General features: G+C 57.4%; 11 protein-coding genes. 8 read left to right on the plus strand and 3 right to left on the minus strand.

Annotation, left to right across the window (positions count from 1 at the left end; translation table 11 throughout):
• The first annotated feature begins 3 nt into the window (after window positions 1-3).
• Together dppD and dppF are read left to right on the plus strand one after the other, a co-directional pair.
• Window positions 4-987 (plus strand): dipeptide ABC transporter ATP-binding protein, encoded by a 984-nt coding sequence (gene dppD / locus ACUY4Q_RS01075; RefSeq protein WP_458045310.1) that lies wholly within the window; start codon window positions 4-6, stop codon window positions 985-987.
• Window positions 984-1,997: a dipeptide ABC transporter ATP-binding subunit DppF gene (gene dppF / locus ACUY4Q_RS01080; protein WP_458045311.1), complete on the plus strand. Its 1,014-nt coding sequence runs from the start codon at window positions 984-986 to the stop codon at window positions 1,995-1,997. Before dppD ends, dppF begins: the two co-directional genes overlap by 4 nt.
• A 541-nt stretch (window positions 1,998-2,538) precedes the next feature.
• Here dppF and bcsG read toward each other — a convergent pair.
• Genes bcsG through bcsE form a run of 3 tightly spaced genes read right to left on the minus strand, consistent with a single transcriptional unit; the run spans window position 2,539 to window position 5,973 of the window.
• Entirely contained in the window at window positions 2,539-4,224 is a 1,686-nt protein-coding gene (bcsG, locus tag ACUY4Q_RS01085; protein ID WP_458045312.1) for a cellulose biosynthesis protein BcsG, read from the minus strand.
• On the minus strand, window positions 4,217-4,414 hold the full coding sequence (gene bcsF / locus ACUY4Q_RS01090) for a cellulose biosynthesis protein BcsF (RefSeq protein ID WP_458045313.1): 198 nt from the start codon (window positions 4,412-4,414) through the stop codon (window positions 4,217-4,219). Before bcsF ends, bcsG begins: the two co-directional genes overlap by 8 nt.
• Window positions 4,411-5,973 carry a cellulose biosynthesis c-di-GMP-binding protein BcsE gene (gene bcsE, locus ACUY4Q_RS01095; protein WP_458045314.1) on the minus strand — a complete coding sequence of 521 codons (1,563 nt, stop codon included), beginning with the start codon at window positions 5,971-5,973 and terminating at the stop codon, window positions 4,411-4,413. The genes bcsF and bcsE overlap by 4 nt, the downstream gene beginning before the upstream one ends.
• 174 nt (window positions 5,974-6,147) lie before the next feature.
• Here bcsE and bcsR point away from each other — a divergent pair, with 174 nt between their 5' ends.
• Genes bcsR through bcsC form a run of 6 tightly spaced genes read left to right on the plus strand, consistent with a single transcriptional unit; the run spans window position 6,148 to window position 16,757 of the window.
• Complete coding sequence (bcsR, locus tag ACUY4Q_RS01100; RefSeq protein WP_458045315.1) at window positions 6,148-6,336, plus strand: cellulose biosynthesis protein BcsR; 189 nt, start codon at window positions 6,148-6,150, stop codon at window positions 6,334-6,336.
• Between the two features lie 11 nt (window positions 6,337-6,347).
• Window positions 6,348-7,112 carry a cellulose biosynthesis protein BcsQ gene (bcsQ, locus tag ACUY4Q_RS01105; RefSeq protein ID WP_458045316.1) on the plus strand — a complete coding sequence of 255 codons (765 nt, stop codon included), beginning with the start codon at window positions 6,348-6,350 and terminating at the stop codon, window positions 7,110-7,112.
• Complete coding sequence (bcsA, locus tag ACUY4Q_RS01110) at window positions 7,109-9,712, plus strand: UDP-forming cellulose synthase catalytic subunit (protein ID WP_458045317.1); 2,604 nt, start codon at window positions 7,109-7,111, stop codon at window positions 9,710-9,712. Before bcsQ ends, bcsA begins: the two co-directional genes overlap by 4 nt.
• Window positions 9,713-9,738: 26 nt before the next feature.
• Window positions 9,739-12,171: a cellulose biosynthesis cyclic di-GMP-binding regulatory protein BcsB gene (gene bcsB, locus ACUY4Q_RS01115; RefSeq protein WP_458045318.1), complete on the plus strand. Its 2,433-nt coding sequence runs from the start codon at window positions 9,739-9,741 to the stop codon at window positions 12,169-12,171.
• 6 nt (window positions 12,172-12,177) lie between these two features.
• On the plus strand, window positions 12,178-13,284 hold the full coding sequence (bcsZ, locus tag ACUY4Q_RS01120) for a cellulose synthase complex periplasmic endoglucanase BcsZ (protein WP_458047226.1): 1,107 nt from the start codon (window positions 12,178-12,180) through the stop codon (window positions 13,282-13,284).
• The gene (gene bcsC / locus ACUY4Q_RS01125) at window positions 13,266-16,757 is read left to right on the plus strand and encodes a cellulose synthase complex outer membrane protein BcsC (RefSeq protein WP_458045319.1); all 3,492 of its coding nucleotides are present in this window, start codon (window positions 13,266-13,268) and stop codon (window positions 16,755-16,757) included. The genes bcsZ and bcsC overlap by 19 nt, the downstream gene beginning before the upstream one ends.
• Window positions 16,758-16,797: the final 40 nt, after the last annotated feature.

The following is a 16,797-nucleotide window of genomic DNA, read 5'->3' on the forward strand; positions in this document are numbered from 1 at the left end:
GAGATGGCGTTATTAAATGTAGATAAATTATCGGTGCACTTCGGAGACGAAGGGGCCGCGTTCCGCGCCGTAGACCGTGTGAGTTACAGCGTAAATCAGGGCGAAGTGGTCGGCATTGTTGGGGAGTCTGGTTCCGGTAAATCGGTCAGCTCACTGGCGATCATGGGCCTGATTGACTTCCCAGGCCGCGTGATGGCGGAGAAGCTGGAGTTTAATGGTCAGGATCTGAAACGCATTTCGGAAAAAGAGCGCCGTAGTCTGGTGGGCTCCGAAGTGGCGATGATTTTCCAGGACCCGATGACCAGCCTCAACCCGTGCTACACCGTGGGCTTCCAGATCATGGAAGCGATTAAGGTGCATCAGGGCGGTAACAAGAAAACCCGTCGTCAGCGTGCGATTGACCTGCTCAACCAGGTCGGGATTCCTGACCCGGCATCGCGTCTGGACGTTTACCCACACCAACTCTCCGGTGGGATGAGCCAGCGTGTGATGATTGCCATGGCGATTGCCTGTCAGCCAAAACTGCTGATTGCCGATGAACCGACTACCGCGCTCGACGTGACCATCCAGGCTCAGATCATCGAACTGCTGCTCGAACTGCAGCAGAAAGAGAACATGGCGCTGATCCTGATTACGCACGACCTGGCGCTGGTGGCCGAAGCGGCGCACAAAATCATTGTGATGTACGCAGGCCAGGTCGTGGAAACGGGGGCGGCGACGGATATCTTCCGTGCACCGCGTCATCCGTATACCCAGGCGCTGTTGCGTGCGCTGCCGGAGTTTGCGCAGGACAAAGCCCGTCTGGCGTCGCTGCCGGGTGTGGTGCCCGGTAAGTATGACCGCCCGAATGGCTGTCTGCTGAACCCGCGCTGCCCCTATGCCACCGACAAATGCCGTGTTGATGAGCCCGATTTGAACACGCTCGCGGACGGACGCCAGTCTAAATGCCACTACCCACTCGATGATGCCGGGAGGCCGACCCTATGAGTACGCATGAGGCCACCACGCAACAGCACCTGTTGCAGGCCATTGATTTAAAAAAACATTACCCGGTGAAGAAGGGGCTCTTTGCCCCGGAACGCCTGGTAAAAGCGCTGGACGGCGTCTCTTTTACCCTCGAACGCGGTAAAACGCTGGCGGTGGTAGGGGAGTCCGGGTGTGGTAAATCCACCCTTGGCCGCCTGCTGACAATGATCGAAACGCCGACCGGCGGCGAGCTTTACTATCAGGGGCAGGATCTGCTCAAGCACGATCCTCAGGCGCAGAAACTGCGTCGGCAGAAAATCCAGATTGTGTTCCAGAACCCGTACGGTTCACTGAACCCGCGTAAAAAAGTGGGACAGATTCTGGAAGAGCCGCTGCAAATTAACTCGACCCTGAGTAAAGCCGAGCGTCGTGAGAAAGCGCTGGAGATGATGGCAAAAGTCGGCCTGAAAACCGAACATTACGACCGTTACCCACATATGTTCTCCGGCGGTCAGCGCCAGCGTATTGCCATTGCTCGTGGGTTGATGCTTGACCCGGACGTGGTGATTGCTGATGAACCGGTTTCCGCGCTGGATGTCTCCGTGCGTGCGCAGGTGCTGAACCTGATGATGGATTTACAGCAGGATTTGGGGCTGTCGTATGTTTTCATCTCGCACGACCTGTCGGTGGTGGAACATATTGCGGATGAAGTGATGGTGATGTATCTCGGCCGCTGCGTTGAGAAAGGCACCAAGGACCAGATCTTCACCAACCCGCGCCATCCGTACACCCAGGCGCTGCTCTCTGCGACCCCGCGTCTGAACCCGGACGAACGGCGCGAGCGCATTAAACTGACCGGTGAACTGCCAAGCCCGCTAAACCCACCGCCGGGTTGCGCGTTCAACGCCCGCTGCCGTCGTCGCTTCGGCCCATGCACTCAGCTGCAGCCGCAGCTGAAGGACTACAACGGTCAACTGGTTGCCTGCTTCGCGGTCGATCAGGATGAGAACGGCGAAAAGCCCCACGCGTGAGTGAGCAAAAATAAAAACCGGTGCAGAGGCGCCGGTTTTTTTATGGGCCGGGGAGGCGGGCATGTGAGCCGTCTTTTCCCCTCTCCCTCTCCCTGAGGCATCCCCGGTATTATTACGTTTTACAGCGATAACATTGCGTAATGAGAATAAAACAGTCACCGCGATGACTGGGTCCGGCTGAAAATCGACGAAGCGTATCCGTAAGGCCGGGGGAACCCGCAGGGATGCGGGTTCAGGGCGCGCGTTGCAGGGACGCTGCATCGCGCCCGACCCGATAAGCCTGAAGGAATACGCTGAGTGGACCGCGCTAGCGGCGATTTTCCTGGCCGGGAGCCCGGGTCGCCAGGGCGGTGGCGGTGAACCGCCCTGGCACGTTCACGGGTTCTGGCGCTACAGAAAAGCAAGGAACATAAGGTGAACGGAACGACCACCAGAGCCACATGTTCCCCCTCACCCTAACCCTCTCCCCGGTGGGGCGAGGGGACTGCCCGTGCTCGCATTTTTTGTGGGAATCCCTCAGCCCTGAGGGAAGCCACGCGCGCTACTGCGGATACGGCACCCAATCGCCGCCGTTCAGGCGGACGTATGGCTTGTTCTGGTACTGAATCACCACCGCATTTGCGTTCTCCGACACCGGTGCTGACTGCGGCAGGCCGCTGGTCAATTGGTCCCAGTTCACGCTGTCCTCGGTGAAAATCTTGCCGTCCAGCACACGCACCACCAGCTCGGATATCGCCAGGAAACTGCTCGGCTGATTAACCTCAATGGGGGCGCCCTGATGCGGCGCTTTCATGCCAAAGAACTTAATCGCCGTCGGCACATGGGTAATGGACGGACTCGGAATATCACGCAGACCCGATACCTGCATTTTATCCCCCTGCAATGCTGCACCGTGTTCCGGCACCATCACCACCATTACCTTACGACCGGATTTCTCAAGCTGCGTGAAGAACGCATCCAGCTCATCAAACATCTTCTGCGCACGGATTTTATAGTCCGCTGTCTGGCGGATACCCGGGTAGTGGTTGCCGTCGTGCAGCGGTAACAGGTTGTAGAAGGTCGCGGTGCGGTGACCCTGTTGGGTCGCCTCGCTCTCCATCCAACGATTCAACACCGCCGTATCGTCGTAAACCGGCGAGCCGTCGAAAGAGAGCAGAACCGGCGGCAGGCCAGCCTGATTCATCAACGGAGCTTGCATTCCCCCGTTCTCACGTACTTCTTTGAGGAAGTCGCCGAACACGCCGTTGTGGTCCATCATCAGTTGCTGAGTGAAGCCCAGTTTCGCCAGATTATCGAAGAGATAACACTGCGCGCCCGCGGTCTGATAAAGGTTCTTATGCGAGGTCTGACCGCAGCTGGCGCGCAGCAGACGAATGGCCGCCGGGCCGCTGTAGGCGGTGGCGGAGTTGAACTGCTTAAAGACAATATCAAAATGCTTCCATAGCGGATGGGCGGAAAGGCCAGAGGCTTCAATATCGGCCCAGGAGAGCGAGCAAATGTTAATGACCAGCAGATCAAACGGCTGGGCATCCGCCGCTAACTGTGACGGGAAGGGGGTCTGGCGCTTCTCTTCCGCCGCATAGAAGCTGGACAGCCAGGCATTCAGGTTCTCTGACGTTGGCGGTGCGGTTTGCGCGGGAATATCGCCCACCACCGGCGTGGCGTTAGCGCCTGCAGTCGTGACCGTGGCGGCTGCCGTACCGCCCGTCGTCGAGACGGTCGTGGACTGTTGCGCACCCGGCCACAGGGTAAATGCCGGGCCGGCAAGGGTCATGACGTTCAGCCAGACCATAATCGCCACCACAAAGACCGTCACGCGGAGCCACTGGGAAAGGAACAGCCAGGCGATAAGCAGCACAAAGAGCGCGCCAATCATCTCCCAGTTAATAAAACGTGTTACCAGATCGAGCAGGTAGTCGGCGCTGAATCCGGCGACCTGACTCCCCTGGCTCATGATGCTCTCCGGGCCGGGCAGCCAGGTATCATGCCAGAACAGGCCAAAACCGATGGGCAGGGCCACCCAGTGTCGTAAGCGATGCAGACCTTTATTCGGTATTGGCATCAACAGAAATGCCATGAAGACCAGGTTCAGAAGAGGATGGAAATTAAGGTAGCCCGCCCACAATAAACCGAACTTCACGAGGAAATAGAAGTTCCAGCCGGAAAGCCCCCGCCAGTATTGCCAGAGCGGGGAGGGTGGCGTTGCGGTAACGGTTTGATTAGTCATCTTTTCGGTCTGCCTTGACAAGCGATGGGCGGCGTATGACGCCAGCCGATTTCACATACCGGGGTTTAATAAACATGATTCGCAAAATGACGCGAATACGGTACAGCCAGTGGCGTGCGAGATACCCCAGCGGAAAGAAGATCAGCGCGCACAGCACCACGAGCTGAATAATGTCGGCAATGGACATCATGATGAACGCTCCGTGTCTTCACTTAATAATCGCAGCGGTTCAGGAATGTGACGCCAGACGTGACCGTCATGCTCGGCGTTAATCACTTTTTTAGACTCTTTACTCACGATAGTCAGCGGCTTGCCCCACTTTTCCGGCTCGATTTCGCGCATCAGTACCAGTTCGCCGGTAATCTGCGTATCTTCAAACCAGATGGTACGGTTAGAGAAAATGTCGGCTGTCGGCAACGGGAAGATGTGGTTAAGCGCGGTATCAAGGTCGTTGACCCGACAGAAGGACAAAAACATGATTAACCGGTTATCCCCAATGGTGACGATATCGCCGACACGATTGGGTCTGCACAGGGTGAGCGCCTGCTCAACGCGGATTCCCGGGACCGGGCGTAATGCGACCAGGATGCCTTTACCGTCTGGCGGCAGCAGCGGGTTATTGACCATGTTGGCCACCGCTTCATTGAACGTTTCCCACGGCAGGTAGCCGCGAAGCTTAAGCGGCTGGGTCATCGACAGCAGCGTGGTGATATCTTCCGGAACGTGGCGAGTGAACTTCTGGCCCTGCACACTCTCGATGAGCGTCAGGCAGCGGGAGAGGGGGGCATTCCAGGGAATCACCATGTTAGCCCCACAGCCCAGTAACAGGCGCTCATCGGTGGCGCGCAGACTGGCCTGGGTTTCACGGACGATAATTTTTAACCCACTGCCGCGCTGACGCCGCAAGGTATGCACCTGGCGGGCAATGGTTTCAATCTGGTTGTTTTGTCTCAGGGCAAAAATAATGGTCGCGGCCTGGGCCATACGCGCGTCATTAAACATGCTTTCGTTGGTTTCAAACAGCGCCCAGTGCTCCGAAAGCGCGGGGGCACCTTCAAGCACCGTCACGTTGCTTAATACCCGCTTCTCATCGCTGCGCGGCTGCACCGTCGTCTCTTCCTGCTGGGCTAATTGCCAGACGCCGTCGTGATGCTCCAGAATAAGCTGCTGATGCGCACTTACGCCTTTTTCATTACACCACCAGGCCACATCATACAGATGGGTATCACTTTGCACGCGCAAACTTGCCAGCCCTAACAGCGAACGATACTCACTCATCAATATCGACGATTGTTTGTCACTGTTAGCCGCAGGATTTAATACCAGGAGGGTACAATTATGATATTTCGTCCAATCATGAATTTTTTTAATCCAGTGGTGCATTTTCTCTGCTGATATATTCTGCCAGGCGTTATTTGCACAGAGAAGGATAAGGAAATAATTTTCCGGCTCAAATGAGCACAATAAATCGCGGGAGAAAAAGTATAGACTATTCTCTTTTTCAGGCATGGAAAATATTCGAATTTTTTCGGGGCCGTGATCGTTATCTAATTTGATGAGCTTGCGAAGATCATAGCCCATCGCAGCCACTGCGACTTTGCTGTCACTGGACTGCGTCGCAAGTGTCTGGTTCAGTAAGCTTATGGCATCTTCTTCGCGATCGGCATTAATCCACCAGACACCGCCTGCTGGCATGTGACGCAATTCGTCCCACAATGAGCGGATGCCAATAGAAAATATGGGGTTCACGGTGTCCCTCTGCTTATCAATTTATGTCTATATCAGTTTACTAGCGAAAGCGAAGAAATAAACCTAACATTGAAATTAAAGAACATCAGTTTTAGCATGTAAATGTTTTTCCCTGGCAAAATACCATTACTAAGAATGTACTTATGATTTCTCCTCAAAGGGAACGGGCCTGAAATGCTTAACGATGAACCTAAAACTCAGGGCGATTCGACCTTGGGTTATACATTTCAAAATGACTTTCTGGCGCTTAGTAAGGCATTTTCATTACCTGAAATAGATTATGCCGATATTTCCCAGCGAGAACAGTTGGCAGCGGCTATTAAACGCTGGCCGTTGCTTGCCGAATTAGCACGTTTTCAATAAGGACGCCGTGGATGGCTGTTTTGGGGTTACAAGGGGTGCGCGGCGGGGTAGGCACAACATCCATTACCGCCGCACTCGGCTGGGCATTACACGTTCTGGGAGAGTCAGTACTCGTTATTGATGCCTGCCCCGATAACCTCCTGCGCCTGTCGTTCAACGTTGACTTTGATCGCGAGGAGGGGTGGGCGCGCGCCATGCTGGATAACCGGGACTGGCGTGAGGGGGGAATGCGGTACACCTCAAGCCTCGATATTCTGCCTTTTGGTCGCCTGACGGCGGCAGAATGGGAAAATACCCACGTATTACACGACGCGCTCGGCCAGCTCATCCCGGTTTTGCAGACGCTTCAATCCCAACAGCGCTATAACTGGGTGTTGGTTGATTTACCGCACGGCGTCTCCCCCTTAACCCGCCAGTTTTTAGACCATTGCGATCATACCCTCGTGGTGGTCAAACCGGATACCAACTGCCATGTCCGCCTGCATCAACAGCCCCTGCCCGTGGGTGCACGTATTCTGGTCAACGATCTGCGTATTGGCAGCCAGATGCAGGATGATTTGTACCAGGTCTGGCTGCAAAGTCAGCGACATTTGCTCCCGATGGTGATTCATCGCGATGAGGCGATGGTGGAATGTCTGGGTTCGAAGCAGCCTTTGGGCGAATACCGTGGTGACGCGCTGGCGGCAGAAGAGATTCTGACGCTGGCCAATTGGTGCTTACTGCATTGCGCCACCCCCCGCACCCCGGAAGGTCAATCTCTTCAGGGGCAGCCATGAACCATCCTGCCGCCTGGTTACTCATCCCCCCGGTTTACGCCCGCTTAAGCGCGCGTTATCACCATTATCGCCGTCATAAGGCGTCGGGATTCAGTGCGGCATGTGGCTGTTTCTGGGCCGCGATGGCGTGGTTGTTAATACCATTAGAAAACCCGCTGTGGCAAAAATTGCGGGCCCAGCATGCAACGCTGTTTCCGCATATCAATCCCGATCGCCCGCGCCCCCTGGATCCGGCACGTTATCTGCTGCAAACCTGCTGGCTGTTGGTGACCCTGCCCCGACACGCGCCGCATGCCATGCGCCCCAGACGTTTTTCCCGCACGCGAAGCTGGCGCAAGCGTTACCACAACTGGCTCGACAGCCTGCCGACGCGCGTCACCGGCAAGACAAGTCATCTGGAGAGTCAGAAAGAGTTAGGGCATTTGAGCCAGGGGGTACGGCGGCTGATTCTGGGTATCATCGTCACCTTCTCGCTGATTCTGGCGCTGTTGTGTATTACGCAGCCGTTTAACCCGATCTCTCAGTTTATCTTCCTGATCCTGCTGTGGGGGGTGGCGCTGCTGGTGCGACGCATTCCTGGCCGTTTCTCGGCGTTGATGCTGATCGTACTGTCGCTGACCGTCTCGTGCCGCTACATCTGGTGGCGTTATACCTCCACGCTGAACTGGGACGATCCGGTCAGCCTGGTGTGCGGCCTGGTCCTGCTGTTTGCCGAGACCTATGCCTGGATAGTGCTGGTGCTGGGCTACTTCCAGGTTGTCTGGCCCCTTAACCGCCAGCCGGTGCCGATGCCAAAAGACCTGTCCGTATGGCCGTCAGTCGATATCTTCGTGCCGACCTATAACGAAGATCTCAACGTCGTGAAAAACACGATTTATGCCGCACTCGGTATCGACTGGCCGAAAGATAAGCTCAAAATCTGGATTCTGGATGATGGCGGTCGTGAGGAGTTTCGTCAGTTTGCCCAGACGGTGGGGGTAGAGTACATCGCCCGTACCACCCATGAACATGCAAAAGCCGGGAACATCAACAACGCGCTCAAATACGCCAAAGGCGACTTTGTCTCCATATTCGATTGCGACCATGTACCGACACGTTCCTTCCTGCAAATGACCATGGGCTGGTTTATCAAAGAGAAAGATCTGGCGATGATGCAGACGCCGCACCACTTCTTCTCGCCGGACCCCTTTGAGCGTAACCTCGGCCGTTTTCGCAAAACCCCCAACGAAGGCACACTCTTCTACGGGCTGGTGCAGGACGGCAACGATATGTGGGATGCCACCTTCTTCTGCGGGTCCTGCGCGGTGATTCGTCGTGGCCCGTTGGATGAAATCGGTGGCATTGCGGTGGAAACGGTCACCGAGGATGCGCACACCTCGCTGCGCTTACACCGCCGTGGCCACACGTCGGCCTACATGCGTATTCCCCAGGCGGCAGGGCTGGCGACCGAAAGTCTCTCCGCGCACATTGGTCAGCGTATCCGCTGGGCGCGTGGCATGGTGCAGATTTTCCGTCTCGATAACCCCCTGTTTGGCAAAGGGCTGAAGCTGGCGCAGCGTCTCTGCTACGTCAACGCCATGCTGCACTTTATGTCTGGTATTCCGCGCCTGGTGTTTTTGACCGCGCCGCTGGCGTTTTTGCTGCTGCATGCCTACATCATTTATGCCCCTGCCATCATGATCGCGCTTTTTGTTTTGCCGCACATGGTCCACGCCAGCCTGACCAACTCCAAAATTCAGGGTAAGTACCGACACTCGTTCTGGAGTGAAATCTACGAAACGGTGTTGGCCTGGTACATTGCGCCTCCGACGATGGTTGCGCTGTTTAACCCGCATAAAGGCAAGTTCAACGTCACCGCGAAGGGGGGGTTGGTTGAAGAGGAATACGTCGACTGGGTCATCTCTCGCCCTTACATCTACCTGGTACTGATCAATCTGGTTGGCATTCTGGTGGGTGTCTGGCGTTACTTCTATGGCCCGGCCAATGAGGTGCTCACCGTCTTCGTGAGTATGGCATGGGTCTTTTACAACCTGATTATCCTTGGCGGCGCGGTGGCCGTGTCGGTGGAGAGCAAACAAGTTCGCCGTGCGCACCGTGTTGAGATGTCGATGCCCGCCGCCATCGCCCGTGAAGATGGTCATCTCTTCTCCTGTACGGTGCATGACTTCTCCGACGGCGGGATGGGTATCAAGATCAACGGGCAGTCACAGGTGCTGGAAGGGCAGAAAGTGAGTCTGCTGCTCAAGCGCGGGCAGCAGGAGTATGTTTTTCCCACCATGGTGGTGCGCGTGTCTGGCAATGAAGTGGGGCTGCAGTTGCTGCCGCTGTCCACCCAACAGCATATTGATTTTGTGCAGTGTACCTTTGCCCGTGCGGATACATGGGCGTTGTGGCAGGACAGCTTCCCGGAGGATAAGCCTCTGGAAAGCCTCATGGATATCTTGAAACTGGGCTTCCGTGGCTATCGCCATCTCGCGGAATTTGCCCCTCCGTCGGTGAAAATGATTTTCCGGTCTCTGACCGTACTGGTTTCCTGGATTGTGTCGTTCGTTCCGCGCCGCCCGGAGCGTGGCGTGGCGGAACAGCAACCGGTGACGTGATTGGGCTCAACAATGATGAAAACGCGATGAAAACAAAACTCTCCTGGATTTGTGCAGTGGCTTTGGGGATGAGCACCGTCCCCTCCATGATGACCCACGCGGCGCCCGGCAACCCGGCAGCGCAGGCAGCCCCGACCGTGCCTGCCGTTGCGCCTGCCACCGAACCTGTTGCGACACCTGCGCCAGGACAAACGGAAGTGCTCACGCCTACCACCCCGACGCAAGGGCAGACCACGCCAGCACCCGCCCCCGGTAATCAGGCCGTGGGCCAGGTGATGCCAGGCGTGGCGCGTGCCAATGCGCCGATTGTGGCCGACAATGCGCCGTCACGTAACGTCAAACTGACTTTCGCCGAGATCGCGCCGCCGCCCGGCAGCATGGTGCTGCGTGGCATTAACCCGAATAACGGCATTGAGTTTGGGACGCGTAGCGATGAAGTGGTGTCTAAGGCCCTGTTGAATCTGGAATATACGCCGTCTCCTTCGCTGCTGCCCGTGCAGTCTCAGCTCAAGGTCTATCTGAACGACGAGTTGATGGGCGTGCTGCCGGTCACCAAAGAGCAACTGGGCAATAAAACCCGTGCGCAGGTGCCGATCGACCCGCTCTATATCACCGACTTTAACCGTGTGCGGCTGGAGTTTGTGGGCCATTACCGCGACGTCTGCGAAAACCCGGCCAGCACCACCTTGTGGATGGACATCGGACGGAGCAGTTCACTGGAGCTCTCTTACCAGACGCTGGCGGTGCAGAACGATCTCTCTCACTTCCCCATTCCGTTCTTCGATCCGCGTGATACGCGTCCACTGACTCTGCCGATGGTGTTTGCCGGGGCGCCAGGTCTGGTGCAGCAGCAGGCAGCGTCTATCATCGCGTCCTGGTTTGGTTCCCGCACCGGCTGGCGCGGACAGAGTTTCCCGGTGCAATACGAAGGGTTACCGGATCACAATGCCATCGTGTTTGCCACCAACGACAAGCGTCCCGATTTCCTGCGTGATGCGCCGAAGGTGAATGCCCCGACCATTACCATGATGAGCCACCCCAACAACCCGTACGTGAAACTGCTGGTGGTCTTTGGTCGCGACGACAAAGATCTGCTGCAGGCTGCGAAAGGGATTGCCCAAGGGAATGTGCTGTTCCGGGGAAGCAGTGTGACCGTTGATGAGGTCAAACCGCTGCTGGCGCGTAAACCGTACGATGCGCCAAACTGGGTGCGTACTGACCGCGCGGTGACCTTCGGCGAACTGAAAACCTATGAAGAGCAGTTGCAGTCTTCCGGGTTGCAGCCCGCGTCGATCAACCTCGCCCTGAACCTGCCGCCGGACCTTTATCTGCTGCGCAGTAACGGCATTGATATGCAGCTTAACTACCGTTACACCGCGCCGCCGACGAAAGACAATTCGCGCATGGATATCAGTCTGAACAACCAGTTCCTGCAATATTTCAGTCTGACCAGTAACCAGGATACCAACCGACTGCTGCTGCGCCTGCCGGTACTCCAGGGGCTGCTGGACGGCAAAACCGATGTCTCTATTCCGGCGCTCAAGCTGGGTGCGGTGAATCAGCTGCGCTTTGACTTCCAGTATATGAACCCCATGCCGGGCGGAACGATAGAGAACTGCGTCACCTTCCAGCCGGTGCAAAACCGCGTGGTCATTGGTGATGATTCCACCATCGATTTCTCGAAGTATTACCACTTCCTGGCGATGCCGGACCTGCGTGCGTTTGCCAATGCGGGCTTCCCGTTCACCCGGATGGCGGACCTGTCTGAGACTATCGTCGTGACGCCACCGAATCCGAACCCTGCTCAGTTGACCACACTGCTGGATTCGCTGGGAACGGTCGGTGCGCAAACGGGTTTCCCGGCGATCAATCTGACGCTGACCGACGACAATACCCAGATTCAGGGTAAAGACGCCGATATCCTGATCATTGGCGCGATCCCCGACAAACTGAAAGATGACAAGCGTATCGATCTGCTGGTCAATGCTGCGCAAAGCTGGGTGAAAACGCCTTCCCGCCAGACCGCGTTCCCGGGCGCGCTGCCGGATGAAGCGGATCGTCAACCGGATGTCCAAACCTCGGTGTCGTCCAGTGGTCCAATGGCGGCGATTGTCGGCTTCCAGTCGCCGTTCAATGAACAGCGCAGCGTGGTCGCCCTGCTGGCGGACAGTCCGCGTGGCTATGAACTGCTCAACAGTGCGATGAACGACAGTGGTAAACGGGCGGCGATTTATGGATCGGTGTCGGTGATTCGTGAGTCGGGCGTGAACGGCCTGCGAGTCGGCGATATTTATTACGTGGGTCATCTGCCGTGGTTCGAACGTATCTGGTATGCCCTGGCGAACCACCCGGTGCTGCTGGCGATTCTGGCGGCAGTGAGCGTCGTGTTGCTGGCCTGGGTGCTGTGGCGTCTGCTGCGGATTATTAGCCGCCGTCGTCTCGACCCGGACCACGAGTAAGTTGTGATGAAAGCGCTACGCTTGATAGTGATGGCGGCGCTGATGCTGGCGGCGGTGCAGGTTCGCGCCGCCTGTAGCTGGCCGGCCTGGGAGAACTTCAAACAGCACTACATCAGTGATGGCGGGCGGGTCATCGATCCCAGCGATGCCCGCAAAATCACCACCTCTGAAGGGCAAAGTTACGCCCTGTTTTTTGCCCTCGCCGCCAACGATCGGCAGGCGTTTGACCTCCTCCTGAACTGGACGCAAAACAATCTGGCGCAGGGAGATTTGAGCGCCCACCTCCCGGCCTGGCTGTGGGGCAAGAAAAACGACAATGACTGGGCGGTGCTCGACGATAATTCCGCTGCGGATGGCGACGTCTGGATAGCCTGGTCGCTGCTGGAAGCCGGGCGATTATGGAACATGCCGGCGTACAGCCGAACAGGTAAAGCGCTGTTGTCGCGTATTGCCAAAGAAGAGGTTGTCACCGTGCCGGGTCTGGGTTCGATGCTATTACCCGGTCGTGTCGGTTTTGCAGATAAAGCGGTCTGGCGCTTTAACCCAAGCTATTTACCGCCGCAGTTGGCGCAATATTTTAGCCGCTATGGCGCGCCCTGGACCACGCTGCGTGAAACCAACCTGCGCCTGCTTCTTGAGACCGCGCCAAAAGGATTTTCACCGGACTGGGTGCGTTATCAAAAAAACAGCGGCTGGCAGCTTAAGTCCGAGAAAACCCTTGTCAGTAATTACGATGCCATTCGCGTTTATGGCTGGGTGGGCATGATGCATGACAAGGACCCGCAAAAGGCCCGTTTGCTGACGCGGCTTAAACCGATGGCAGCACTGGTTGCCAAAAACGGCCTGCCGCCAGAAGAGGTGGACGTGGCCACCGGCAAAGCGAAGGGCGACGGCCCGCCGGGGTTCTCCGCCATGCTGCTGCCGTTTTTACAAGACCGTGACGCCCAGGCAATACAGCGCCAGCGCGTGGCAGACCATTTTCCCGGCAACGATGCCTATTACAATTACGTCCTGGCGCTGTTTGGTCAGGGCTGGGACGAGCACCGTTTCCGCTTCACCCCTCGTGGTGAGTTACAACCTGACTGGGGCCAGGCATGCGCAACTTCTCATTGAGTCTTCTGAGTTTATCGCTGGGCATTGCTCTGATGCCCATTGCCCATGCGGCTCCGTCCGCACAGCAACAACTGCTGGAGCAGGTGCGCCTGGGTGAGACCAGTAAACGCGAAGATCTTGTGCGCCAGTCGCTCTACCGTCTGGAACTCATGGCACCCGATGACCCGGACGTGATTGCCGCGCGCCTGCGCTATCTGTTACGCCAGGGCGACAGCGCGGGCGCCCAGAAACAGCTCGACCGGCTGGCCACGCTTGCCCCGACATCTTCTGCCTATAAAGCGTCGAAAACGCAGATGACGCTGTCGACCCCACAAGGGCGTCAGGCGTTGCAGCAGGCCCGCCTGCAGGCGGCGACCGGGCATGCGCCAGAAGCCATTGCCGCCTATGAAAGCCTGTTTAATGGCGCGCCGCCTGACGGTGACCTGGCGACTGAATACTGGAGCCAGGTCGCTAAAATTCCGGTCCGCCATACTGAAGCGGTGAATCAATTAAAAGCCATTAATGCCAGCAGCCCCGGCAACGCCGATCTGCAAAGCGCGCTTGCGCGGATGTTGATTGCGGACGGGCGAAGCGAAGAGGGCTATGCCGTCCTTGAGCAGATGGCGAAAAATAATACCGGACGCGATGCCGCCGCAGTCATCTGGTATCAGCAAATTCAGGGCATGACGGTCAGTGACAACAGCGTCGCGGCGCTGAAGCGTTTTTTAAGCGTCTTTAGCGAAGGAGATACCGTTGTGGCGGCGCGCCAGCAGCTGGATGCGCAACAGAAGCAACTGGCCGATCCTGAATTCCGTGCACGGGCACGCGGCCTGGCCGCCGTGGAAGCCGGGAAGGGCGGCAGTGCGGTTGCGGAGTTGCAGCAGGCGGTCAGTAAAAATCATCAGGACAGCGAAGCCGTCGGCGCGCTGGGCCAGGCTTACTCCCAGCGCGGGGATCGCGCCAGCGCGGTGGCGCAGTTTGAAAAAGCCATTGCGCTCGATCCGAACAGTGATAACCGGGGCAAATGGGACAGCCTGCTCAAGGTCAACCGCTACTGGCTGCTGATTCAGCAGGGCGACGCGCAGCTGGCAGCGAAAAATCCCGACCAGGCAGAACGCTATTACCAACGGGCCAGAAGCATAGATAACACCGACAGCTACGCGGTGCTGGGGCTGGGCGATGCGGCGATGGCACGTAATGATTCGGCGTCCGCAGAACGTTTTTACCAGCAGGCACTGCGCATGGACAGAGGGAACACCAACGCCGTGCGTGGCCTTGCCAATATCTATCGTGCGCAGTCAGCGGAGAAAGCGACCGCCTTTATCCAGACGCTCTCCGCCAGCCAGCGACGCAGCATTGATGATATTGAACGCAGCATGACCAACGACACTCTCTCACAAGAGGCGGAGCGTCTGGAGAATCAGGGGAATTTTGCCCAGGCCGCAGAACTGCAACGTCGCCGTCTTGCGCTGGACCCTGGCAGCGTGTGGGTGAACTACCGTCTGGCAAGCGATCTGCGCGCCGCCGGGCAGCAAATTGCCGCCGATGCACAGATGCGTAATCTGGCCCGTGAAAAGCCAGGCGATGCCGAGCAGGTGTACGCGTATGGGCTCTATCTTTCCGGTAATAATCAGGAAAGCGCCGCCCTTGCCCACCTGAATACGCTGCCGAAAGCGAAGTGGAACAGTAACATTCAGGAGCTGGCAAACCGGCTGGAATCTAACCAGATGCTGGCGCGGGCCAATCAGCTTCGCGACGGCGGGCATGAAGCCGAGGCGGAAGCCTTCCTCAGGCAACAACCGGACTCGACCCGCATTGAACTGACGCTGGCGGACTGGGCGCAACAGCGGGGTGATAACAGCGAAGCGACGTCCCGCTATCAGTCTGTACTGGCACGTGAACCGGCCAATGACGATGCGCTGCTGGGGCTGGCGGAAATCTATGCGGCAGAGGGTAACCGCATGGCGGCGCGCGAGACGCTGGCGAAACTGCCAGCACCGGCACCGACGGTCATCCCCTCCATCAATACTGAGCGCCGTGTCGCGCTGGTACAGGCCCAACTGGGCGATACCCAACGTGCGCAGCAGACCTTCGAAAACATCGTGCCGCGGGCAAAATCTCAGCCTCCCTCCATGGAGAGCGCGCTGGTGTTGCGTGATGCTGCCCGTTTCCAGGCGAGCACCGGCCAGCCAAAACAGGCGCTGGACACCTATAAAGAGGCGATGATCGCTGCCGGAATTACCCCCTCGCGTCCTGCCAGCAATGACGCCTTTACCCTGCTGACGCGTAACGACGCGCGAGATGACTGGCTGAAACGCGGTGTACGCAGCGATGCCGCTGACCTCTATCGTCAACAGGATGTCAATGTCACTCTGCAACATAACTACTGGGGCTCCAGCGGGACCGGCGGTTATTCCGATCTGAAAGCGCACACCACAATGCTGCAGGCTGATGCGCCGCTGGCGGATGGGCGGATGTTCTTCCGTACTGACAGGGTCACCATGAATGCCGGTACCTTTGCAAAAGATTCAGACGGTAGCTGGTCGCCCAACTGGGGGACCTGTAATTTATCGGATTGCGTCTCCGGGCACCGTACCCAGAAAGATACCGGTGCCAGCGTTGCCGTGGGGTGGCGCAACGACACCTGGGATATGGATATCGGCACCACGCCAATCGGTTTTAATGTGGTCGATGTGGTCGGCGGCCTCAGCTACAGCGATGATATCGGGCAGATTGGCTACACGCTGAACGTCCATCGTCGTCCGGTATCCAGTTCGCTGCTGGCCTTTGGCGGCCAGCAGGATAATGCCCACGACGATCATCCTGGCACCACCTGGGGCGGTGTTCGCGCAAACGGTGCGACGGCCAGCATGAGTTACGATCGCGGGGAAGCGAACGGCGTTTGGGCCTCGCTCGGGGCTGACCAACTGACGGGGAAAAACGTTGCCGATAACTGGCGCGTGCGCTGGATGGCGGGTTACTACTACAAACTGATTAACGAGAATAATCGCCGGGTGACCGTCGGTCTGAGCAATATGATCTGGCACTATGATAAGGATCTGAGCCACTACACTCTGGGCCAGGGCGGTTACTACAGCCCGCAAGAGTACCTGTCCTTTGCCGTGCCGGTGACCTGGCGGCAGCGCACCGAAAACTGGTCATGGGAAGTGGGAGGCTCGGTCTCCTGGTCACATTCACGCAGTGCGTCGCAGCCAAGCTACCCTCTGATGGGGCTGATTCCTGCCGCCTACAAGGCGGATGCCAGAGACGCCATTGAGAGCGGCGGTTCATCCCGCGGTGTGGGTTATACGGCGCAGGCGCTGATTGAGCGGAGAATTACCTCCAACTGGTCGGTAGGGCTCGGCGTGAATATTCAACAGGCAAAAGACTACACCCCAAGCCAGGGCATGATGTTTGTCCGCTATTCCGCAGGCGGATGGCAGGGCGATATGGATATGCCGCCGCAAACGCTGACCCCGTATGCTGACTGGTAAAATAAGGAGTTTTCCTGGGTGTACAAACTGTTCACCGGTT

This window comes from Phytobacter cepae (genome assembly GCF_054165735.1).